Below are 21,343 nucleotides of genomic sequence, written 5' to 3' on the forward strand. Positions count from 1 at the left end.
AATGAGTGAAGATAATGGGTAAAAATATAATTGAAAAGATTTGGGATAAACACGTTGTTTATCAGGAAGAGGGCAAACCGGACCTGTTATATATTGATCTCCATTTAATTCATGAAGTAACTTCTCCGCAAGCTTTTGAAGGTCTACGTTTGAACGGACGTCAAGTACGTCGTCCAGATTTAAGCTTTGCGACAATGGATCATAACGTGCCTACAAAAAATCTACCGACGATTCATGATCCAATTGCACGTAACCAAATTGAGACGTTAGCTAAAAATGCTGAAGAATTTGGCGTTGAGCTTGCAGGAATGGGGCATCCGGACCAAGGGATTGTTCACGTAATTGGACCTGAGTTAGGATTAACTCAGCCTGGTAAAACGATTGTCTGTGGTGACTCCCATACGTCTACACATGGTGCGTTCGGAGCGATTGCCTTCGGTATTGGTACATCTGAGGTAGAACATGTAATGTCAACACAAACGCTATGGCAAAACAAGCCAAAAACAATGGAAATTCGTGTAGAAGGTGAGCTTCCTGTAGGTGTAGCTGCAAAAGATATTATTTTAGCGATTATTTCTAAATTCGGTATCAGTGTCGGCACAGGACATATTGTGGAATTCACTGGAGAGGCTATCCACAAGCTTTCTATGGAAGAACGGATGACAATTTGTAACATGTCGATCGAGGCTGGTGCGAAGGCAGGGCTAATATCTCCTGACCAAACGACTGTTGACTATATCCGTGGACGTAAACATGCACCACAAGGAGAAAAGTTTGAGGAAGCAGCAGATTATTGGTTAAGTTTAGCGTCCGATGAAGATGCAACATATGATACAGTTCGAATCATTCAAGCAGAAGAAATTGAGCCAATCATCACTTGGGGAACGAATCCGTCCATGGGTTCAGGTGTTTCAAGTAATGTTCCAACACAGGCAGATTATGAGGATGAGTCAGATAAAGCCGCTCTTCGTAAAGCACTTGCCTACATGGGCTTAGAAGAAGGTCAACCATTAACTTCAATCGATATCCAACACGTATTTATCGGTTCATGTACAAATTCACGCATCAGTGATTTACGTGCAGCAGCAAATATCATCAAAGGACGTAAGGTGCATGGAAATGTAACAGCTATCGTTGTACCAGGCTCATATTCGACGAAAATACAAGCAGAAGCAGAAGGATTAGATAAAATCTTTACAGATGCTGGCTTTGAATGGCGTGAGACAGGTTGCTCAATGTGTCTGGCGATGAATGATGATGTAGTACCGGCTGGTGAACGCTGTGCATCAACATCAAACCGTAACTTTGAAGGACGCCAAGGAGCTGGATCTCGTACACACTTAGTATCACCGCCAATGGCAGCGGCAGCAGCAATTGCTGGTCACTTTGTAGATGTTCGTGAATTGGTAAAGGAAACTGTGTAATTTTTTATCTTCATTACACGGAAGGGATGATTGAAAATGGAACCAATTAATATCGTAAATAGTGTGATAACACCACTTGATCGTAAAAATGTCGATACAGACCAAATTATTTCGAAAGAGTTTTTAAAACGTATTGAACGTACAGGTTTTGGTCAGTTTTTATTTTACCATTGGCGCTTCGATGCAGAGGGCAATGAAATAAAGGATTTTGTATTAAACAAACCTGAATTTAAAGACTCCAAAATTTTAGTAGCACAAGATAACTTCGGCTGTGGTTCTTCTCGTGAACATGCACCGTGGGCAATTTTAGATTACGGCTTCAATGTAGTGATTGCGCCATCTTTTGCAGATATTTTCCATAATAACTGTTTCAAAAATGGCATTTTACCAATCAAACTAACTGAAGCAGAGTGTGATGAAATTTTAGCTAAAGGCTTAGCAAAACCATACCCGTTGGAAGTTAGTCTTGAAGCACAAACGGTAACAGGTGAAGACGGGAAAGTGTATCATTTTAGCATCGATCCTTATTATAAAGAAACATTACTAAATGGTTGGGATGAAATTGCCCTAACATTTAAATATGAGGAACAAATCGCTGCGTACGAAGCAAAACGTATCGCCTATTAATAGATGAAGCGATTACCTTTAGACTGAAGACATACTAGTTGTCTTCAGTTTTTTTCTTGTAAAAAGAAGGAGTTGCTCGGGTTGGAGTGAGAAATGCTCAGGTAGAAGGAAGAACTGCTCGGGTTAGAGTGGAAAATGATCGGGTAGCAGAAAGAACTGCTCGGGTTAGAGTGGAAGGTGATCAGGTAGCAGAAAGAACTGCTCGGGTTAGAGTAAAAAGTGATCAGGTAGCAGAAAGAACTAACCTCAGAACTGTCAGGTAATGAAAAAAACTCATTGATAAGTAAATGACTAGTCCTTATAACTTTACATAATAAAAATACAGCATTAGTTATTTTAATTTGTTGTTTATTTGTAAAAAAAGCATTACGAATTGAAGCAATATTTTGATAATATGTAAATGGAGTTATGGTAAATAAATGGAATGTTATCCAGTTTATTGTCTCATCACTAAAAGGTAGAGATAACATTTGATAAAACGTATGTCATGTATATAAGTTGAGTGGAGACAGGGCGATTCCTTGGGGATTAGCGTCATAGAGGAGCCTTGGGACGCAGCAAAGTGGCTCATCGGACTTCACTGGGAAAGCGCCCAGTTGGAACGGAAAATCAACCGCATGTTTTGGTGATGTGCTAGTTTAATTAAACATTTATTGGAAATTTTTATCAAAAGTGAAAAATAAGGAGGGGAACCATCATGACTATCATTCGTAAATACAGTTTGTTAATTGGAGGCTTAGGTTTTTCCAATTTAGGAAACTGGATTTACCTCATTGCACTTAATTTATTTGTATGGCATTTAACACAATCACCTGCAGCGATGGCTGGGATCTTTATTGTCGGTCCTATCGCCAGAGTTTTAACCAACTTGGTAGCAGGCTCTTTTATTGATCGTATGAATAAACGCAAGTTGATGATTACAACTGATATGATACGAGGTGTTATCGTTTTTTGTATGCCGTTTATGGAATCTATTTGGCTAATTTATGCATTGTTATTTTTAGCGAATATAGCAAGTAGTTTCTTTGGACCTAGTAGTACATATTATATTACAAAATTTATTCCCTCAGAAGATAGACAACGATTCAACGCAATACTTGGTACGTTCAATTCAGGTTCGTTTTTAGTAGGTCCAGCACTTGCGGGTCTCCTCATCATGCTTTTTAATACAACAGTAACAATTTGGTTCAACAGCTTTACATTTTTTGTATGTGCAATAATCATTTATTTATTACCTAATGTCGATGATGTGCAGGAAACTTCGAGGCAACGTATTACTTGGCAAATATTAAAAAGTGATTATGTAACTGTAGTGGCTTTCATCCGACAAAATCCATTATTTATTACGATTTATTTATTGTTCCAAAGTGCGTTAATGATTGCTTTTGCGCTTGACTCCCAAGAAGCAACATTTATAAAACAAGATTTAGCTTTATCCGATAGCATATATGGAGCTTTTGTGAGTGTTGCAGGAGCAGGAGCAATTTTAGGTGGAATGGTTGCTGCAAGCTTTGCAAAAAAATGGTCCACTCGTTCATATATGGCTTTTGGCTTGTTCTTGACAATGCTGTTTTATACAGCCTTTTATGCTTCGACATCAAGTGTATTGGCATGTGTAAGTTTTGTTTTTCTAGGCTTTTTTATGGCGTTTAGTAATACAGGCTATGAAACATTTTATCAGCAAAATGTACCGCCTGAAATGATGGGGAGATTCGGCAGTATTTCGAATATTTTTCAAAGTATTTTACAAATTACCTTTACGTTTTTATTAGGTCTGTTTGCAGAATTATTTACGCTTCAAATGACTGCCATTATTTTAGGTATTATAAGTATTTTATGTTCGGTTTCATTATGTTTTGTGCTATATTCCAAAAAAATCCACATAGGTTTAAAGGAGGAAACATTATGATTAGTTATTCGCTTAGTTGTATTTTTTGTAAGAAAACATTTGAGGTTGTTGAAGGATCAAAGAAATATAGACTGTATAAACAAAATATGCAAGGGAAATTTTCTTGTGAAGATTGTGATAGAAAAATTGAATTGGAGTCAAGGAAGGGCTTATTAGGAAAACTATAAATCGAAAATAGGCATATTGAAAATAATTAACTATACTTTCAGGCGTGTTGATTAGGAAAAAATAGGTTTATTATTGAGCGATAAAAGGATTTTTTTGTTGCCATTTTGCTAATATATACCTATTTTCAACTGATTGTAGCCCGTAGCGAAAATCAGGTGAGATGCTAATACTTCAAACGTAATAATCAAATGTAAATGATCCTGTCTTTCTACTGTTTTCTCAGTTAGAATGGAAAAATAAGAAGGAAGGCAGGTCAAAAGATGATTACAGTTATAGGTAGCTTAAATATGGATTTAGTTGTGCAAATGGAGGCTTTTCCAAAGCAGGGTGAAACAATTCTTGGTAAAGAATTCCAAACAATCCCAGGTGGAAAAGGGGCGAATCAGGCAGTTGCTGCTGCACGCCTTGGAAGTGAAGTTACAATGATTGGCTGTGTAGGATCAGATAGTTTTGGTGAGTCATTACGTAAAGTTTTACAGCAAGAGCACATCCAAACAGAAGCGATTACAAGCACATCGGTTCCTACTGGGATTGCTAATATTCTTATCTATAATAACGATAACCGTATCATTGTAGTGCCAGGAGCTAATTATGAATTAATGCCTGCGCATATAGAGGCAGCGAAAGAAATCATTCAAAAAAGTCAGATGGTGATAATGCAGTTAGAAATTCCAAAGGAAACGACTGCCTATGCAATTAAACTGTGTAAAGAAGCCAATGTACCTGTTTTATTAAATCCAGCACCAGCGGCAAATTTTGATGTGCAATGGATGGAGGATATCACCTATATCACACCAAATGAAACAGAGTGTACAGAAATTTTTGGAGATAATTTTGATCAAGTATTAGAAAAATATCCTAATAAAATGATTATTACGTTAGGTAGTGATGGAGCACGCTATTTTGATGGTGAGTATCCTATTCATGTTCCAGGTTATATGACAAGAGCAGTAGATACAACAGGTGCAGGCGATACGTTTAACGGTGCACTTGCTTATGCATTAGTAGAAGGACAGTCTTTGGATCAGGCTGTGTATTTCGCTAATATTGCAGCTTCTTTATCTGTAGAGAAATTAGGTGCACAAAGTGGCATACCAACACTTGGAGCGGTTTACGCACGTATGGCTGGAGAAGAGTAAAGTATAATGACGGTGTGCTAATAGTAAAAAAGTCACTTTAATAAGATAGAGTAGGAGAGAAGGTGCTGGAAACCTAACTCTCCTATCAATTTTTATAATAACTATTTATATATAATATTTCTTTTAGTCTGAGTGGGAATTAATATCTGTGATTGTAGGTTTTATAGTATAAGAATGATTTCCTATTTGTGACAACTGAAAGTAAGTAAATTGTCCTTTTTTATCGTTAATTCTAAGTACTATGTATTAGAGAGGGGATAGTTTCATTTATAATGAATATATATACATACGAAAAGAGGTTTTGGGGATGACAACTATAGATAATGTACCAATCGAGTATACAGCCTCAGCGAATAATATTTTGCCACAGCTTGTTGATCATTTACGACAATTGCATGGCATTATTGGACAAAATACATATGTGAAAGATACAGCTAAACACTTAAACCGTATCATTCAAGATGCTAACAATGAAACGATGATTCTTATTGTTGGGAAAGAGCGTGTTGGAAAAACAACACTTGTGAATGGATTGCTAGGGCGTCAAGTATTGCCTGTTAGTGATCAACATCCAACAGGTGTAAATACATTTTTGCGATACGGTGAAACTGAAGAAATAAAGGCGTATTTTTTAGATGGCGTTGTAGCGATATTCGATATGAGTAAACTAGAATTATTGACAACTGGTGATACTTTTGCATCTCAAATACTACGCGAACATTTAGATTACCTTGAAGTGTATTTGAAAAATGATTTATTAAAATCAGTGACAATTATTGATTCTGTTTCATTGGAGGCAGGGGGAGGAGAAATGGCCTATTTCCCAGAATCTTTAATGAACCGGGTTGACGAAATCTTTTGGGTATTACGCTCAGGTTCAATGGCTATTTATCCAGAAATATTATTGATGGAAACGTTAAAAAATAAAGGTGTTGAACCTCTTTGTGTCATCAATGGTATTGATTCTAATGAAAATACGGAGACGTTTATCAATACAGAGAGAGAACGATTTGGCCATTTAATCAGTAATTTTGTTGCTATCTCTGCAATAGAAGCGCTTGAGGCTAAACAGACTAACAGTGATGAGCTTTGGCAAAAAAGCCAGTACGACCATTTAATTATGGAGATTCAGCGAGTTGCAGAAAATAGTGATAAGAAAACGTATGCCATTTTAATTCGCTTCTTACAATGGCTTGAACGATTCCGCTTCGAACTAACCGTTATTCCACAAAGAGATCCTTTCCAATCTGCTGTTGAGAATATTGAAAAGTATGCTGTCGACACACAATATGAGTTTTCGCGCTATCAAAGGGATTTAGCTATTGTAACTGAATATGAGCAAGAGTATGAAGTGGTGGCCAATGTATTTACAAAAGTTCAAACGCTGTATCAATTATTGCAAACAATTTCGCAAAATGACTATTTACAAGATGAAGTAGTAGAAAGTTTTACAGAAAATGCAATCAGCTATCAGCAAATGTTACGTGAATATCGTAATATGCATAGAGAATATATACGTGAATATGAACGATTGGACGCACAACATAAAAAAATTCATGGTAAAGGGCTAATGAAAGCAATTTTTGGTCAAGATACACAAAACGAATTTTTCAAGGATCGTGTCAACAAGTTAAATGGGCAGCAAGTACTGTGTATTGAACATTTGGAAAAAGTGCAGGAAGCGGAGACATTAATGCTTCAGTCCATTCAATCAGTACAAAGTCATCTTATGGATTTATCGAAAAAACGTTTGGCACGTATTGAGCAAAAAGTGCAAGAGCTTAATCAACAACGTTCAAAAGAAAAGCGTCAATTACAATTATACGCTAATAAATTAAATGAATTTTCTTGTTTGATTGAGGCACAGGGCTTTATTAAAGAAAAGATTCAACCATTTTTAATGGACGAGCAAATGCCTCTTAAAGCAAAAGATATTGAAATGCTCAAAGAAACAATAAACAGTATTTTGAGCATTGACTTATCAAATAATGGTTTGCTTGCACGTAGTCAGATGAACAATAAAATGGAAAGTACTGCGATTCCTTTTGATGCTCAGCAAAAATATCCATTACATACGTTAGCTCTAGCTGAAGCAGATGTAAAATCAAACGATATACCAGAAATTCCAAAAAAATTAGAAATTCAATATGCAGAATAGACAGTAAAAGAGAAAATGTCCTAAAAGTAATTTAAACTTTTAGGACATTTTTTGTAACTGTACTTTTCCATCGATTAGGACTAAATTCCAAATAATTGAAACATAATACAGGATTTTTTCGTATAGATAGAAGGGGGGATTAAAATGATTCAGATTAATGGACGTTTTACGGAAGCAAAAATTTATTCTAATACAGCATTACAATCAGCTATCGATCAAATTAAAGAATTGGCAAATCAGGCTTTTATGGCAGGAACAAAAGTACGGATTATGCCAGATTATCATGCAGGGATGCTGAATTTTATATGTCAAAACTTACACACACAGGAAGCGGATACTTTATAGCCTTTTATGATTAAAAATTAAAAACTAAAGAGTAGTTCTTGCGCTACTCTTTTTTTCAATAATTATTTTTTGGATAATAATCTTCTCTGCTCGGAAAATACACTTTTCTAAAATTCTGGGATAAAAGCATTCAAGAAGTAAATTATCAAAACTATTATAGCTAGAATAATAAACTCTTTTTTATCGAAATCTTTATTAACGCTGTTTTGTTTTTTTACTCTCCTATATTTACCCTGCACCTTTTTTTGTATATATTTTTTGTCTTTTGACATCAAAGCCCCCCTATAATCGTCTCCTTTGAATTTTTATTTAAGTTCCTTTCATTTCAAATTATCTATCTTTTTTATAAACAACCAATCTTTTTTACAAAACTACACGACGTCCAAAAGGTTAGAGAGGGAATGGCCTTAAATAACCATTAATTCAGAAACTTCTCCTTACGCTCAATCACCAAAGCAAGACCTATTTTAAAGTTCAGCCAATCGTGTATTTTTCGAGTACTATTAAGCCATCAAATTCTCTCATTGCACTCTACATACAATTGAAACGAGCAAAATTACCATTCACATACACAAGTGGTTATTGAAACTATTGTAGCGAAAAAACAGTAAAATTTGTACATAAATGTATAAAGTGCTTTTGTTATATATTGAATATTCCTCCTTATTTCAAAATAAATGGCCGCTCCTAAGAGCGACCATATTATTAGGTTTTTTTTTCTTTATTTAAGCTTTCAAGGATTTTTGATATTAAGATATCCGTATATTGTTTTGCTACAAAAGAATCTAAACTCATTCCTATTTCTCAATGGTAAGGTATTACTTCCTGGAATGAGTTACAGCTGGTTTGACAAAAAGGAAACATTTTTGATTGAAGGAAAATTTGAGGCTACATTTAAGAGTCCTATTAATTACGACAATGCCGAATTTAAATTATATTTACAATTTGCAGATGAAAAACAAACAGAGCTTACAATCCCATTTTCACTTAAAAAGCCAATAGCGAAAACGAAAACCTATGAATTGAATGAAGAAATGAGTTTTGAAGAACAGCATATCATCGTCAAGTCCGTTTCCATTTCACCACTTCGTACAGGTATTACAATTGCGCTTGACCCAAATAATGAAATGCGTATTTTAGGATTTGATGATATACGTCTATTGGATGAAAAGGGGGAGATGTCGATATTTTTCGAAAGTTGGGTGATAAATCTATAAAGTTGGTCGATAAATCGAAAAAGTTAGTCGATAAACAATCAAAAGTTCTCGATAAATCTCAAAACTGTAGCTCATTAAAGATCAAACAAAGAAAAAAGAGAAATCGAACAGCATCGATTTCTCTTTTTTCTTTAATATCAGCTAGTTAATTCTATGCTTCAGCATCAGGTGTAAATGTACGACTCGCTAACTCAGCGTCAAGCATAAAGATTGCGTTGGAGTCATTTTCGATGCGTTCAAATTTACGGATTAATGTGTCAAACGTTGATTCTTCTTCTACTTGCTCGTCTATGAACCATTTTAAGAAAGCCATTGTTGCGTGCTCGCGTTCATCTAAAGCGATATCGGATAAATTATAAATGCGGCGAGTCACTTCTTTTTCATGTGAAAGAGCAGATTTAAAGGCATTTAAAATCGAATCAAAATGATTTTCTGGACTATCATAGCCATGGATTGTTGCGCGGTAGCCCATATCACTTAGGAAATTATAAAATTTCATGGCATGGAAGCGCTCTTCTTCAGCTTGTACTAAAAAGAAGTTGGCAAAGCCATCGTAATCTTGATCTGTGCAATATGCCGCCATCGCCATATAGGCATGTGCTGAGTAAAATTCAAAATTCATTTGTTCGTTTAGTGCTGTGTGTAGTTTTTCAGATAACATAAAAGTTTTCCTCCCTTAGTAGTAAATACCTGATGATGTCTTTTAGTATACAACGAAGATAGACTGTAATACAAATGATATTAGTTCTCAATTAGAAAAAATTTATCTGTACCGAAAGTGAAGATGGGAGGTGGGTGAATAACTGCCCGAAAAAGCCCGATTGGTAAAGACTAAAAATCGGTGGGGGATGAAGAAACCCCCACTGATTAAAGTTTCATTTTATTCAAATTCATTTTTTAATCGCCAAATTACTTCTAGCAGATTAGTAAATAAATTAATAAAATCTAAGTAAAGATTTAAGGCCATACCAACGACTTCAGCATCTGAAACGTGATTATGTTTAATTTGATTAAAATCATACACAGTATACAGGCTAAATAATAGCACGGTAATTCCAGCTATAATCAAACCTACCATATTGCTAACAGGGATAAACATAAATATTAGCGAAAATACGAGTACGACGATTAATACAGTGAATAAATAGCTTCCCCAATTGGAAATGTCTTTATTCATCATCATACCAATCAGTGCTAGCACAATGAAGATGGCTACGGTCGCTACGAAAACAATTAACACAAGCTGTTGTCCTAGCTCTGCAATGAAAAATTGTGTTGTCCAAAATAGTAAAATTCCCATTAAAAAGGGGATCGTATACATAATGGAATTAGCGAGTTTCAGACTTCGCACAAAGCAGGCGATGATAAGAAGCACAATTGTAATAATGGATAGCGGCATGATAATAGCAGGAGGTAATAATGTAGCAATGTACATACCGACTACTGTCAGCACCCACATAAAGGCGAAGTGTTTCAAAATTTTGTTCAAGTTATGATTGCGGTTTGCATAAGTCATAATAAAGAATCCTTTCTTTTTTTAATAATATTAACTATACGAATCAATTTCTAAAAAGTTTCATACTTTTAAAAATTTGGGTTCATCACCATAACGTGTGGTTGATTTCCGTTCCGACCGGCGCTTTGTTGCTGCCGCTTCGCTTTCGCACAGAGCAAAGCTTCCAGGGGGCGTCCGAATGAGCCGCTTTACTCGCGTTGCTTGCTCTAGGGTCTAATCTGTGACGCTAATCTCCTAGGAGTCGCCCAGCCTCCACTCCAATCAACCAATATACAGTGCATATATTTTTAAAAATGTCATCCACAACTTTTGGTGATGAGCCAAAAGTTGGTTCTTTATTAAATGTAGGTGTAAGGCGTAATGTGAAGTTTTCACAAAATGCCCCTTCCTTTCTGAAGATTGACTGCAAAGCTTTTTCGAATTATTGATATTAAACATTGAGGATCTTGACTAGCCAGTATTTCGGCAGGAGTTTGGGGCATTTTTCTCCATCTTTAAATGGTTTGGATGCTCTGAGAAATAGTATGGAACCAAAAAATTCGCCAAGATGGTATGTCTTGGCGAATTTTTTACTAATCATTGTGCATCTTTCTTTTGGTTTTTCACTCCAACTAAATATCCACCAAGGGCAATACCAATTAATACAGTCCAGAAAATAACTGTCCACGTTGTTGAGTGTGGGAAATCATGTGGAATTATACCTAGTTTTTCGTGTGCTAATGCTAGAACAGCCAGCTTTACACCAACCCAGCCTACGATTAGGAAGGCAGCTGTTTCTAGTGATGGGAATCTTTCAAGAACTGACACGAACCAACGAGCCGCAAAACGCATCATGATCACACCGATAATCCCACCTAGGAACATCACGGCGAATTGACCCGCATTAATACCGCCGATATCAAAATTTCCGATATGTGGTAGTGTTACTGCAATTGCGACAGCTGCTAAAATTGAATCTACAGCAAAGGCGATGTCGGCAAGTTCAACTTTCATAACAGTCATCCAGAAGCCAGATTGTTTTTTAGGCTCTTGGGTTTCTTCGGGGTTTTGTGCAGCCTTCCGTGAATCATAAATATGCTTACCAGACATGAATAATAAGTAGGCAGCACCAATTGCTTGAATTTGCCAGAAATTAACGAGCGTTGTAATAAGGAATAGTGCAGCGAAGCGGAAAATAAATGCTCCCACTAAACCATATAATAGAGCTTTTTGCTGTTGTTCCTTTGGTAAATGTTTAACCATAACGGCCATAACGACTGCGTTATCAGCGGCTAATAAACCTTCTAGTACGATTAATACGATGAGTACCCATGCGTATTCTAATAAAATTGCCTCCAAATTTGTTTCCTCCTTAGTAGTTAGAACAGAAATGAATGTACTGCTTTTAACGTATTGTTTGCATTTTTAGGCAAAGAAAAAGACCCCTGCCTAAAAAATAGGCAAAGGTCTTGCTAAGCAATTAACTGTTTATTACACAGAAAATATCTTATAATTTAAGATATGCCTTCACACCCGATGGTACAGGACCATGTAATGACGAATGTGAAATCAGATGCTTTGTTTACATCTGCTAGCTACTCCCCCTTGACATAATTGTCAAAAGCTATTCAATTCTTTATACATGGATTATATCATGTTTCTAATTTATTGCAAATAAAAATGTGAAGTTATGGTGAAAAAATACTTTACCGAATAATTTGAACAAGTGGTACTATTGGAGATAAGTTGAAATGTTTAGCAGCATAGAGAGGAGACATACATGTATAGAAAGTTTTTTTCATATTACAAACCACATAAGCGATTATTTGTGATCGATTTTTCGAGCGCAATTATTGTGGCAATTCTAGAACTCGCATTTCCTCTAGCTGTTCAGTGGTTTATAGACGAACTATTACCTACAGGTGACTGGGGCATGATTGTCAAAGTAAGTGTGTTATTATTACTTGTTTATGTACTTAGTACAGTCCTTAACTTTATCGTCAACTACTTAGGACATAAACTAGGTATTAATATCGAGACAGATATGCGACAGGAGTTATTTACCCATGTTCAGCGTCAATCATTCCGGTTTTTTGATAATACGAAAACAGGTCATATTATGAGCCGTATTACGAATGATTTATTTGATATCGGGGAGTTTGCACATCATGGGCCTGAGGATTTATTTATCGCGATTATGACGTTTGTTGGGGCCTTTACTATTATGTTTAATGTTAATCCAACACTAGCATTAATTGCCACAATTATGGTGCCGTTTTTAACATGGCTTGTTACATTTAGTAATATCAAAATGAACAATGCATGGAAAACAATGTATGGGAAAATCGCTGATGTGAATGGCCGTGTAGAGGATAGTGTATCTGGTGTACGCGTCGTCAAATCCTTTACAAATGAAGCTTTTGAAATTGAACGCTTTAAGGAGCAAAACGGCTTTTTCCGCTCTGCCAAATTGTATGCTTATAAAATTATGGCAGGAACACACTCTAGTATTTATATGATGACACGTTTGTTAACGTTAGTAGTGCTTGTTGTTGGGGCATGGCTGAGCTTTAATGGAAAATTATCTTATGGTGAGCTAGTAAGCTTTGTTTTGTATACAAATGTCCTCATTAAACCAATCGATAAAATTAGTGCATTGCTAGAGCTTTATCCAAAGGGGATGGCTGGCTTTAAACGCTTCCGTGAGTTAATAGAACAGGAACCAGAAATTCAAGATCGTGAAGGAGCAAAGTCTGTTACACATCTTTATGGAGATATTTCATTTAACAATGTTCATTTCAATTATGATACATCACAAACTGTGTTAACGGATATTTCCTTTGACGTACATGCTGGACAAACTATTGCATTTGTTGGACAATCCGGAGCGGGTAAAACAACGATTTGTTCTTTAATTCCGAGGTTCTATGAAGTAAGTAGTGGGGCCATTACGATTGATGGGATTGATGTACGAAATATGACACAGTCTTCTTTACGTTCTCAAATTGGTATTGTACAGCAGGATGTCTTTTTATTTACAGGTACTATTCGAGAAAATATTGCCTATGGGAAATTAGGTGCTAGTGACGAAGAAATTCGTGAGGCGGCTAAAAAGGCACATTTAGAGGCATTTATAGCAGAGCTTCCCAATGGTTACGAGACACAAATCGGGGAGCGTGGCTTAAAGCTTTCCGGTGGACAAAAGCAACGAATTGCCATTGCTCGAATGTTTTTAAAAAATCCACCTATTTTAATTTTAGACGAAGCAACATCTGCTTTGGATACAGAAACAGAGATGATTATTCAACAGTCATTAACAGAGCTTGCTGAAAATCGAACAACTTTAGTTATTGCCCATCGGCTGGCAACCATCCGCAATGCTGATCGAGTCTTAGTCGTCACACCAAATGGAATTGAAGAAGATGGTACTTATGATGAACTTGTTGCACAAAATGGAATTTTCGCTAAGCTCCATCATATTCAGTTTCGTAAAGGACAAGAAGAACCATCCGTGGAGAAATATGTTGAATTGAACTAAAAATGGCATCACTTAAATTGAAATATCCTCTCAAATTGAAACGCTCATTTGAGGGGATATTTCTTATTGTCTGTTTTTTCCTTCATTGCTTCTCACTGTTTTAGAGGTACGAGTGGAATCTTGAGGTGCAAGTGCTTTATTACGCTCAGTGTAGCTTTTTGCTGATAAGCGGAAGAGCGATTTTTTTATAGTTGACCAATTTAAATCTGTTGCAAGATTCATGTAAGAGTAACCATAGATTCGGATATTACATAAATAAAGAAGTGTGAGGTAAAGGGATATAAAAAATCCAAATAAACCCAAAAATGCACTGGCAAGAATGAAAGCAATACGCAAAATACTGATAGTTGTGACAAGAGATTGGTTAACGAGAGTAAATGATGCAATGGTAGAGATAGCAATAACTACAATCATTTCTGGACTTGTCACACCTGCGCGAATGGCTGCATCACCAATAATTAAACCACCAACAACGCTTATCGTACCTCCAATAACGGAAGGCAGACGTAAACCGGCTTCACGAAACAATTCAAACATTAATAGCATTAGTAGCATTTCGAGAGAGGAGGGGAGGGGTAGACCTGTTTTGGCTTGTACAACTGTTGCTAAAAGCTGAAATGGCAGTTGATTTTGGTGATAAGTCGTTAAAGAGAGCCAAAATGCAGGCAACAGTAAACCAATTAAAATCCCCAAAATCCTCAAAAGTCGTTCGATAGAACTGAAAATAACAGGATATTCATTATCTTCTGCAGATTTTAGTAATAAAAATAAATTTACAGGTGTGACGACGGCATATGCTACACCATCGACGAGAATGAGAAAACGACCTCTAATTAGAGCCTGAATAGCATAATCAGGCCGCCCTGTATAATCGAATTTTGGGAACAGTTTGGAGTTTTTATTAATTCGCTCCATTAATATATCTCCACTAAAGACAATATCTGTATCTACAGATGCCAGTTGCTTTTTTATTCCGTGTAAAATATCCATATCGACAATATCATCAAAATAAAGAATGGCCACGGTTGTTTTTGAACGTTTTCCTACTTCCACTTTTTCTACACAAAATGAATTCGTAGGTAAACGTTTGCGCAACAGTGCAATGTTGATGCGAATATCTTCAATAAAATTATCCCTTGGCCCCTTAACGAGAACCTCCATTCTCGTTTCTTCTGGATTTCGGTTAGGCTTTTTAGCAATATTACTAGCATATAAAAGTCCTTCTTCTTCAAAATAAAGCAATAAAAAACCAGTATAAACAAAGGTAATGGCTTCTTCTTTATCTTTGACTTTTTGAAGAGTCGGAATATGAAGTTGATTGGTAACATTTTCTTCAAAGGATGTATCAGCTAAATGATCATAAAGAAATTGGATACGCCGAATAATGACTTCGTTGAGCAGGTGTTGGTCTATCATCGCATCACAGGTTATGAATTGAACCTTTTGTTGATTAAATGTATATTCCTGAAATTGAATATCTGCTGATTTTTGAAATAGTTTTTTTAAGGTGTTTAGATCTATAGCCTTCTCCTGCTGAGGCATTATGATTCACCACTTTCCATTTCTTGTTTGTCAGGCTTCCCCTTTTTTGAAGACTTATTTGAAAAGAAAGCTACTAGTACGAAAAAAATTGATAATAGAAAAAAGAAAATAAAAGTAACTGTTAATATATAGTTCCCTTTCACCTTGAAAAGTATGTTTTCATTTAAAATAATTAACGGTAGACAAAGCAGAAAGAAAGGAGGAGCTAGCATTTTCCATATTCGTTTCGGGTCCCCAGTCATTTTCAATAAATCCGCTGTAATATATAAAAGGAAGCCAACTCGTATAAATGTTCCAGTAAGCCATTGGTAAATAGAGAAAAAGTCAAGATGCTCAATATAGCGACCAATTGATACTAGACCCCATTCCTCGTAAGCCGGGTATCTTTGCTTTGCAGCTTCAGTTGGACCAAATTCTGTAATTGCACCGATAAGTGGACCTAAAGTCAGCCCCATTAAAATGAAAAGCATGATGCCAAATTGATACCAACGAATACGCTCTTTAAATTGATGTTGTAAAAATAAAAGCATAAATAGTTCAATATATCCTGAAGCCGGATAAATCATCCCTTTCATAATAGGATTGAATCCATGCTCAAAAAATGGACGTAATAACCCGTATTCTTTTACTTGTAAATTTGTAAATGCGACAAAAAATCCAAAGACTACTACACCGAATAATACAAAGACATTTAAAATAGCAATGGTTTGTAAACTTGTTGTAACGAGTAAAAGACAAAGAACTGTATAAATGATTAATAGGATTATGACTGGAGTTTGAGGTAAAAACGTCGTGTTCACCCATTGCAATGTTTCAACCATCGTAAAAGCAGAGAGGATGAGTAAAAATATTGCTATACTATAAATGATGATTGTGGAGCCGATTTTTCCAATTTTTCCATCTAACCAGTCCCTGATAGGTTCCTGATTTGTCTTTTTTTGAATATAAACTAAAAGAAATAGCCAAAAGAATAGTATAGCTGCGGCCATTAGTACAGATATCCATCCATCCCTTCCAGCAGCATCAAGTAGCGGGGGAATAATTGTCACGTGATTTTTTAAGCCAATGACAGTCATGGATAAGAAGACAACGTGTAAAATACTAATTGATCCTAAGCCTTTCATTTGAAAACCCTCTAACGTTAATTGATACATTTTAGCTTAGACAAAAAGTGAGAGGATTATAAGCATGGCAGTCTCCTCTTAAAAGGCGAATTTAAAGAGTGATTGATACATAAAAAAGCGAGGTATTTGACAATTTATCGTCAAATACCTCGTGTTTTGGTACTATATTTTTAGCAAAATGATTAATGAATATATTTAGAACTTACAAGATCATTTTTTAGGACATCGCTTGGGATTTCGAATTCCAATAGGCCCATTGCTCCTGGAGCTACTTCGTATTTATCGAAAGAAATAACAAGCTTGCCTTTATCGGAAATGTAGAACTGCTGGTCAGCTTTAATAGCTTTAAAGTCGTCAAAAAGTTCTTCGTCAGGAATGCCTCCTCCTTTTACCCAGAACACTTTATCCGGGTCGGATGCAACTTGTTCACGCATTTGTTCCTTAATGTTTTCACTGATAGTTTTAATATAATTATCATCTTTAAATAGCATCGGCAATGTAATTAATATTTCTTCTTTTTTATCAATTGTATCGTATTGCATAGTTGTAGAAGACGATCCAACTGTATTGACGGTATAACGGCCAATCGATAAGATCTGGTCATTATCTGTTTTGATTTCATAACCGCTATCTATCCCTACATGTCCACCTCCTTGTCCCTTTACATATTGAACGTCTGAAACAAAAGCATCATATAGAGCCTTACCTTCTGAACGGTATTTTTCATTTAAAGTATTTGCAAGATCTTTATTTTCTAAGTTTTCAATAGCAGGTACTTTAATGTCAGCATCAAAGGTTTCTTCTTTTACTTCATATTCAGTCCATGTTAATACTTTGACGATGCTACCAACTACAGGAATTTCTGAAAGTGTTCGTGCCATTGCGGGACTGACATTTAAACTAACTGTAAAAAGCATTGCAGCTGCTGCAGATCCAAGTAACCATTGTGGTGCTCGGTTTTTTCTCTTCTTTTTGCCTTGCTTAAGTGCTTTTTCAACGACAAAATCAAGTTCTTTTGGAATGGGTATTTCATTATATTGCTTTTCTAATTGTTGTAATTTTTCATCCATGTGCTGTTTCTCCCTTCACGTCTTGCATTTGGATTTTTAAGAGTTTTAACGCTTTATAAAGGCGAGATTTGGCTGTACTTAGCTTAATGTTAAGGATATTAGCTACATCAGCGAGCTTTAAATCTTCAAAATAGTGTAAAATGACAACTTCACGATACATTAGAGGTAACTCTTCTAACGCATGCTCTAAATCAACGTTTTCGTAGACATCCTCTTGTGCAGGTGTTAAATATTGCAATGTATCATCGTCTGTCACCTGTAAGCGTTTATGCTTACGTAAAAAATCAATAGCTGTACGTACGACGATTTTATAAAACCAGCTTTTCATATACTCGACATTTTCTAGTCGATCAAGTGAAAGCATTGCTTTTTGAATACTATCTTGTACAACATCAAGTGCGTCCTGTTCATTTTTCGTATAGTTATACGCGAGCAAATAAAAACGTTCTTTCTGTTCGCGAATAAACTGGACAAATATTTCTTCATGTTGAAATGCATTTCGTTTTTTCATGTCCAAAGAAGCTCCTTTTTAACATTTTCAATTTGTATACAACTACTAGACGTGCCAAAGGGGAGAAAAAGTTGATAACAATAAAAAACTTACCTCAAGTATTAGATAAGTTGTATCCCGCAAAAACGGGCAGTAAAACTCCCGCCCGTATCATTCCAATTGGTGAAGACGAATAATCAGTGAGGGATGAAGAACCCTCCACTGATTCAAGTTTCACTGTATAGATAGAACGAATTAATTATGAAAAATAATCATATGTATTTTTCAAGAGTAATAGAATTGTCACTACGATAAATAATTTGCGTACATACCCGCTACCACGTTTAATGGCAAATTTAGAACCAACAATTGCTCCAGCAATTTGTGCAAGTCCCATCGGTAAACCATAGGCATAATTTATTTGCCCTAAGTATATAAACATAAGAAGGGCGGCGATATTACTTGCGAAATTTAAAAATTTGGCATTGCCTGCTGATTTTAAAAAGTCAAAGCCAACTATTAAAAAAGTAAACAGTAGAAATGAGCCTGCCCCTGGACCTAAAAAGCCATCATAGAACCCAATTAAGGTAATGGTCGCCACAAAAATTGCGTAACGTTTAGGTGTCAATTTTTTATGAGTAGAAATGCTACCCCAGTCTTTTTTGAAAATAGTGTAAATAGCTACGGCGGCTAGCATGACAAGCATTAGTGGTTTTAGAACGCTAGGATCCATCAGATGGACAATCCATGCACCAATCATTGAACCTATAAAAGCAAACGGGAACAATTTATAAACGGATTTAATATCCAATTTTCCAGAGCGATAAAAAGTCAAAGTGCTTGTTAGTGACCCCATTGTACCCGCTAATTTATTGGTAGCCACGGCCGTAGATGGTGGTAGACCAACAAACATGAGTGCTGGTAATGAAATAAGCCCGCCGCCACCTACAACAGAATCGATAAATGCGGCTAGAAAACCAAAAAAGATAAGAATGAGAAAAATGTTTACATCTAAATCGAAAGGCACAGTAGGTCATCTCTTTTCTATAATAATAATTTGATATTAGCGAAATGAAAAATGGCTGTAAATAGCTTTAATAGTATTTCTCTATAAATTTTTTAGATAGTGTAGTATTAAAAACTCTTTTCAATCTCTTTGGTTTCTACAAAAAACAAAAATATTCTATTTCAAGTGATGTTTTTAATGTATTATGTATGAAAAGGTGTTTTTTACGTGAAGGGGACGTGATGACATTTGAGTTTAGGAAATCATATAAGAGTATTTATTTGTGTTGTGTTTATGGGGTTGCTTGTCGGGTATGTTTATAATGCTAAAAAAGATATAACAGATCATGAGTATATCGATATAGTAAAAGAAGGATATTTGGAAAATTTTTCAGATGTATCTGTTCGAAATGCATTTAATTATGCATTTTTTGAACCATATTGGCGATATTATAAGGCTAAAACAGGCGAGCATGTTGTCGAATTATCAGGTGATATTGCATTTCATGGTGAAAAGGGGCATGCAATTTTACAGTTTGTAGTAGATGAACAAACTCAGCAATTTACTGTTTATGCAACGAAATTTAATGATGTAGTATTGAGTGCGGAACAAAATCGATTGCTTATTGGCATGGTTTATGAAACATGGCATTTGAAGCAGCTTGCCTATGAGTAAGGTCTTTTGCTTTGTAAAAAAGCCTTACTATATTAGAGTGAAGAGGAGGTCATAGAGATAAAGGGGTGTGTTTGATGAGATTAAGTATTTTAGATCAAATGCCTGTACTAAAAGGTCATACTGCTGAGGAATCTTTTCAGCGGACAGAACAAATAGCGCTATTAGGTGAAGAACTTGGCTATCATCGTATGTGGCTGGCAGAGCATCATAATAGTCATTCGCTGGCAAGTTCATCCCCTGAGGTTACAGCAGCTTTTTTAGCAGCGAAAACAAAGCGTCTTCGCATTGGTACCGGTGGCGTGATGATGATGCATTATTCACCATACAAGCTGGCAGAGGTTTTTAAAACATTAAGTGGCTTAGCACCGAACCGTATAGATTTTGGTGTTGGCAGAGCCCCTGGTGGCGACCATGCCTCTATTTATGCATTAGCAGAAGGTAGAAGAGAACGATTTACAGAGCAATATGATAAGCTTGAAATCATTTTAAAACTGATGAATAACCAAAAAACCGGTGAGCACGTCTATGATCAAGTGATAGCGGCACCAGTAAATATTCAATTACCCGAGGCTTGGTTGCTTGGATCCAGTGGTCAAAGTGCTATGCAGGCGGGACGATTAGGTGTGGGTTACTCATATGCGCAGTTTTTCACTGGAAATATGTCAAAGGATATATTTGATACGTATCGAACTTACTTTACTCCTTCCTGTTATATGGAAAGATCGGAAATTATCGTTACTTACGCGGCGACAGTTGCAGATACATTAGAGGAAGCGGAATATTTGGCTAGGCCTATTGATATTACTCGTCTTCAGCTTATGAAGGGACAAATCATTCAAGTGATGTCACCGGAAGAAGCACAGGATTATCCACTTACGGAGTTGGATAAAATGACAATTGCCGAAAATCGTAAAGCCAATCTTGTCGGAACTCCTAAGGAAATCGCTGCATTTTTAGTAGCAGAGCAAGAGCAGTATGGATTTGATGAAGTGATGCTAAACTGCAATCAATATGCACTAAAAAGTCGCATGAATTCCTATAAGCTACTTGCAAAGGAATTATTATAATGTAGTTACAAATGTAGGTATATATATTAAACCTTACATTTCAAAATATAGAATCATAAGTTTGGCGGCAGTAATAGATAAGGATACTACAATCCGTTCCTTTGGTAGTAGCAGAAATATAAGGAGTGTTATGGAAAATAACGAAAAAAGAGCTATGTTTACAGTAAAACGAACATGGCTCCTTTTTTGTATGAAACTATATTTTCTTCTTCGATGGCTCTGAGATTAATAGTTCTTTACACATAATAAGGTTTTGTGAGTAACATAATTTGTTTTTGATGTTTTATAGAGGTTTAATAGTAAGCCCATGCTATAATGATAGTAATAAAAAAGGGGTGATACCTGATGA

General features: G+C 35.9%; 19 protein-coding genes. 10 read left to right on the forward strand and 9 right to left on the reverse strand.

All coding sequences use genetic code 11. The features are described 5' to 3' along the window. The first annotated feature begins 14 nt into the window (after nucleotides 1–14). From leuC to QRN68_RS02000, 6 genes are all read left to right on the forward strand, one after another. Nucleotides 15–1,424, forward strand: a complete 1,410-nt coding sequence (gene leuC, locus QRN68_RS01975) for a 3-isopropylmalate dehydratase large subunit (RefSeq protein ID WP_285394953.1) — start codon at nucleotides 15–17, stop codon at nucleotides 1,422–1,424. A gap of 36 nt (nucleotides 1,425–1,460) precedes the next feature. Then, entirely contained in the window at nucleotides 1,461–2,051 is a 591-nt protein-coding gene (gene leuD / locus QRN68_RS01980; protein ID WP_285394954.1) for a 3-isopropylmalate dehydratase small subunit, read from the forward strand. Nucleotides 2,052–2,748: 697 nt separating this feature from the next. Next, nucleotides 2,749–3,960, forward strand: a complete 1,212-nt coding sequence (locus tag QRN68_RS01985; RefSeq protein WP_285394956.1) for an MFS transporter — start codon at nucleotides 2,749–2,751, stop codon at nucleotides 3,958–3,960. A gap of 428 nt (nucleotides 3,961–4,388) precedes the next feature. After that, complete coding sequence (gene rbsK / locus QRN68_RS01990) at nucleotides 4,389–5,267, forward strand: ribokinase (RefSeq protein WP_285394958.1); 879 nt, start codon at nucleotides 4,389–4,391, stop codon at nucleotides 5,265–5,267. A gap of 307 nt (nucleotides 5,268–5,574) precedes the next feature. Further along, nucleotides 5,575–7,425, forward strand: a complete 1,851-nt coding sequence (locus QRN68_RS01995) for a dynamin family protein (RefSeq protein ID WP_285394960.1) — start codon at nucleotides 5,575–5,577, stop codon at nucleotides 7,423–7,425. Between the two features lie 144 nt (nucleotides 7,426–7,569). After that, nucleotides 7,570–7,770, forward strand: a complete 201-nt coding sequence (locus QRN68_RS02000; RefSeq protein ID WP_285394961.1) for a hypothetical protein — start codon at nucleotides 7,570–7,572, stop codon at nucleotides 7,768–7,770. Nucleotides 7,771–7,877: 107 nt separating this feature from the next. Here QRN68_RS02000 and QRN68_RS02005 read toward each other — a convergent pair whose 3' ends face one another. Further along, complete coding sequence (locus QRN68_RS02005; protein WP_285394962.1) at nucleotides 7,878–8,042, reverse strand: hypothetical protein; 165 nt, start codon at nucleotides 8,040–8,042, stop codon at nucleotides 7,878–7,880. A 558-nt stretch (nucleotides 8,043–8,600) separates the two neighbouring features. Here QRN68_RS02005 and QRN68_RS02010 point away from each other — a divergent pair. Continuing rightward, nucleotides 8,601–8,987 (forward strand): DUF5643 domain-containing protein, encoded by a 387-nt coding sequence (locus QRN68_RS02010; RefSeq protein ID WP_285394963.1) that lies wholly within the window; start codon nucleotides 8,601–8,603, stop codon nucleotides 8,985–8,987. Nucleotides 8,988–9,138: 151 nt separating this feature from the next. Here QRN68_RS02010 and QRN68_RS02015 read toward each other — a convergent pair whose 3' ends face one another. The 3 genes from QRN68_RS02015 to QRN68_RS02025 all read right to left on the reverse strand — a co-directional run bounded on the left by QRN68_RS02015 (nucleotide 9,139) and on the right by QRN68_RS02025 (nucleotide 11,841). Beyond that, complete coding sequence (locus QRN68_RS02015; protein ID WP_285394965.1) at nucleotides 9,139–9,648, reverse strand: ferritin; 510 nt, start codon at nucleotides 9,646–9,648, stop codon at nucleotides 9,139–9,141. Between the two features lie 219 nt (nucleotides 9,649–9,867). Then, nucleotides 9,868–10,476 carry a Bax inhibitor-1/YccA family protein gene (locus tag QRN68_RS02020; protein WP_285394966.1) on the reverse strand — a complete coding sequence of 203 codons (609 nt, stop codon included), beginning with the start codon at nucleotides 10,474–10,476 and terminating at the stop codon, nucleotides 9,868–9,870. Between the two features lie 603 nt (nucleotides 10,477–11,079). Beyond that, the gene (locus tag QRN68_RS02025) at nucleotides 11,080–11,841 is read right to left on the reverse strand and encodes a TerC family protein (RefSeq protein WP_285394967.1); all 762 of its coding nucleotides are present in this window, start codon (nucleotides 11,839–11,841) and stop codon (nucleotides 11,080–11,082) included. Between the two features lie 421 nt (nucleotides 11,842–12,262). On the opposite strand from QRN68_RS02025, the gene QRN68_RS02030 reads away from it, so the two are divergent. Next, nucleotides 12,263–14,020 (forward strand): ABC transporter ATP-binding protein, encoded by a 1,758-nt coding sequence (locus QRN68_RS02030; RefSeq protein WP_285394968.1) that lies wholly within the window; start codon nucleotides 12,263–12,265, stop codon nucleotides 14,018–14,020. 63 nt (nucleotides 14,021–14,083) lie between these two features. On the opposite strand, the gene QRN68_RS02035 is transcribed toward QRN68_RS02030, so the two are convergent. The 5 genes from QRN68_RS02035 to QRN68_RS02055 all read right to left on the reverse strand — a co-directional run bounded on the left by QRN68_RS02035 (nucleotide 14,084) and on the right by QRN68_RS02055 (nucleotide 19,273). Next, a complete protein-coding gene (locus tag QRN68_RS02035; protein WP_285394969.1) occupies nucleotides 14,084–15,562 on the reverse strand; it encodes a spore germination protein in 1,479 nt (492 codons plus the stop codon). Then, nucleotides 15,562–16,686: an endospore germination permease gene (locus QRN68_RS02040; protein ID WP_285394970.1), complete on the reverse strand. Its 1,125-nt coding sequence runs from the start codon at nucleotides 16,684–16,686 to the stop codon at nucleotides 15,562–15,564. Before QRN68_RS02040 ends, QRN68_RS02035 begins: the two co-directional genes overlap by 1 nt. Nucleotides 16,687–16,868: 182 nt before the next feature. Then, entirely contained in the window at nucleotides 16,869–17,756 is an 888-nt protein-coding gene (gene rsiV, locus QRN68_RS02045; protein ID WP_285394971.1) for an anti-sigma-V factor RsiV, read from the reverse strand. Beyond that, nucleotides 17,749–18,267 carry an RNA polymerase sigma factor gene (locus QRN68_RS02050; RefSeq protein WP_285394972.1) on the reverse strand — a complete coding sequence of 173 codons (519 nt, stop codon included), beginning with the start codon at nucleotides 18,265–18,267 and terminating at the stop codon, nucleotides 17,749–17,751. The genes rsiV and QRN68_RS02050 overlap by 8 nt, the downstream gene beginning before the upstream one ends. Before the next feature lie 238 nt (nucleotides 18,268–18,505). Beyond that, nucleotides 18,506–19,273, reverse strand: a complete 768-nt coding sequence (locus tag QRN68_RS02055; protein WP_285394974.1) for a TSUP family transporter — start codon at nucleotides 19,271–19,273, stop codon at nucleotides 18,506–18,508. A gap of 228 nt (nucleotides 19,274–19,501) precedes the next feature. Here QRN68_RS02055 and QRN68_RS02060 point away from each other — a divergent pair, with 228 nt between their 5' ends. Both QRN68_RS02060 and QRN68_RS02065 read left to right on the forward strand, forming a co-directional pair. Further along, nucleotides 19,502–19,927: a hypothetical protein gene (locus tag QRN68_RS02060; protein WP_285394975.1), complete on the forward strand. Its 426-nt coding sequence runs from the start codon at nucleotides 19,502–19,504 to the stop codon at nucleotides 19,925–19,927. A gap of 74 nt (nucleotides 19,928–20,001) precedes the next feature. Continuing rightward, entirely contained in the window at nucleotides 20,002–20,994 is a 993-nt protein-coding gene (locus QRN68_RS02065) for an LLM class flavin-dependent oxidoreductase (protein WP_285394976.1), read from the forward strand. The last annotated feature ends 349 nt before the right edge of the window (nucleotides 20,995–21,343 follow it).

The organism is Lysinibacillus sp. fls2-241-R2A-57 (genome assembly GCF_030209535.1).
Classification (GTDB): domain Bacteria; phylum Bacillota; class Bacilli; order Bacillales_A; family Planococcaceae; genus Lysinibacillus.

What these genes read in the sequence shown, in the direction of transcription:
- rbsK (WP_285394958.1), top strand. Translation starts at nt 4,389, where the DNA reads ATGATTACAGTTATAGGTAGCTTAAATATGGATTTAGTTGTGCAAATG.
- rsiV (WP_285394971.1), bottom strand. Translation starts at nt 17,756, where the DNA reads ATGGATGAAAAATTACAACAATTAGAAAAGCAATATAATGAAATACCC.
- QRN68_RS01985 (WP_285394956.1), top strand. Translation starts at nt 2,749, where the DNA reads ATGACTATCATTCGTAAATACAGTTTGTTAATTGGAGGCTTAGGTTTT.
- QRN68_RS02010 (WP_285394963.1), top strand. Translation starts at nt 8,601, where the DNA reads ATGAGTTACAGCTGGTTTGACAAAAAGGAAACATTTTTGATTGAAGGA.
- QRN68_RS02035 (WP_285394969.1), bottom strand. Translation starts at nt 15,562, where the DNA reads ATGCCTCAGCAGGAGAAGGCTATAGATCTAAACACCTTAAAAAAACTA.
- QRN68_RS02005 (WP_285394962.1), bottom strand. Translation starts at nt 8,042, where the DNA reads ATGTCAAAAGACAAAAAATATATACAAAAAAAGGTGCAGGGTAAATAT.
- QRN68_RS02065 (WP_285394976.1), top strand. Translation starts at nt 20,002, where the DNA reads ATGAGATTAAGTATTTTAGATCAAATGCCTGTACTAAAAGGTCATACT.
- QRN68_RS01995 (WP_285394960.1), top strand. Translation starts at nt 5,575, where the DNA reads ATGACAACTATAGATAATGTACCAATCGAGTATACAGCCTCAGCGAAT.
- QRN68_RS02015 (WP_285394965.1), bottom strand. Translation starts at nt 9,648, where the DNA reads ATGTTATCTGAAAAACTACACACAGCACTAAACGAACAAATGAATTTT.
- QRN68_RS02040 (WP_285394970.1), bottom strand. Translation starts at nt 16,686, where the DNA reads ATGAAAGGCTTAGGATCAATTAGTATTTTACACGTTGTCTTCTTATCC.
- leuC (WP_285394953.1), top strand. Translation starts at nt 15, where the DNA reads ATGGGTAAAAATATAATTGAAAAGATTTGGGATAAACACGTTGTTTAT.
- QRN68_RS02030 (WP_285394968.1), top strand. Translation starts at nt 12,263, where the DNA reads ATGTATAGAAAGTTTTTTTCATATTACAAACCACATAAGCGATTATTT.
- leuD (WP_285394954.1), top strand. Translation starts at nt 1,461, where the DNA reads ATGGAACCAATTAATATCGTAAATAGTGTGATAACACCACTTGATCGT.
- QRN68_RS02000 (WP_285394961.1), top strand. Translation starts at nt 7,570, where the DNA reads ATGATTCAGATTAATGGACGTTTTACGGAAGCAAAAATTTATTCTAAT.
- QRN68_RS02050 (WP_285394972.1), bottom strand. Translation starts at nt 18,267, where the DNA reads ATGAAAAAACGAAATGCATTTCAACATGAAGAAATATTTGTCCAGTTT.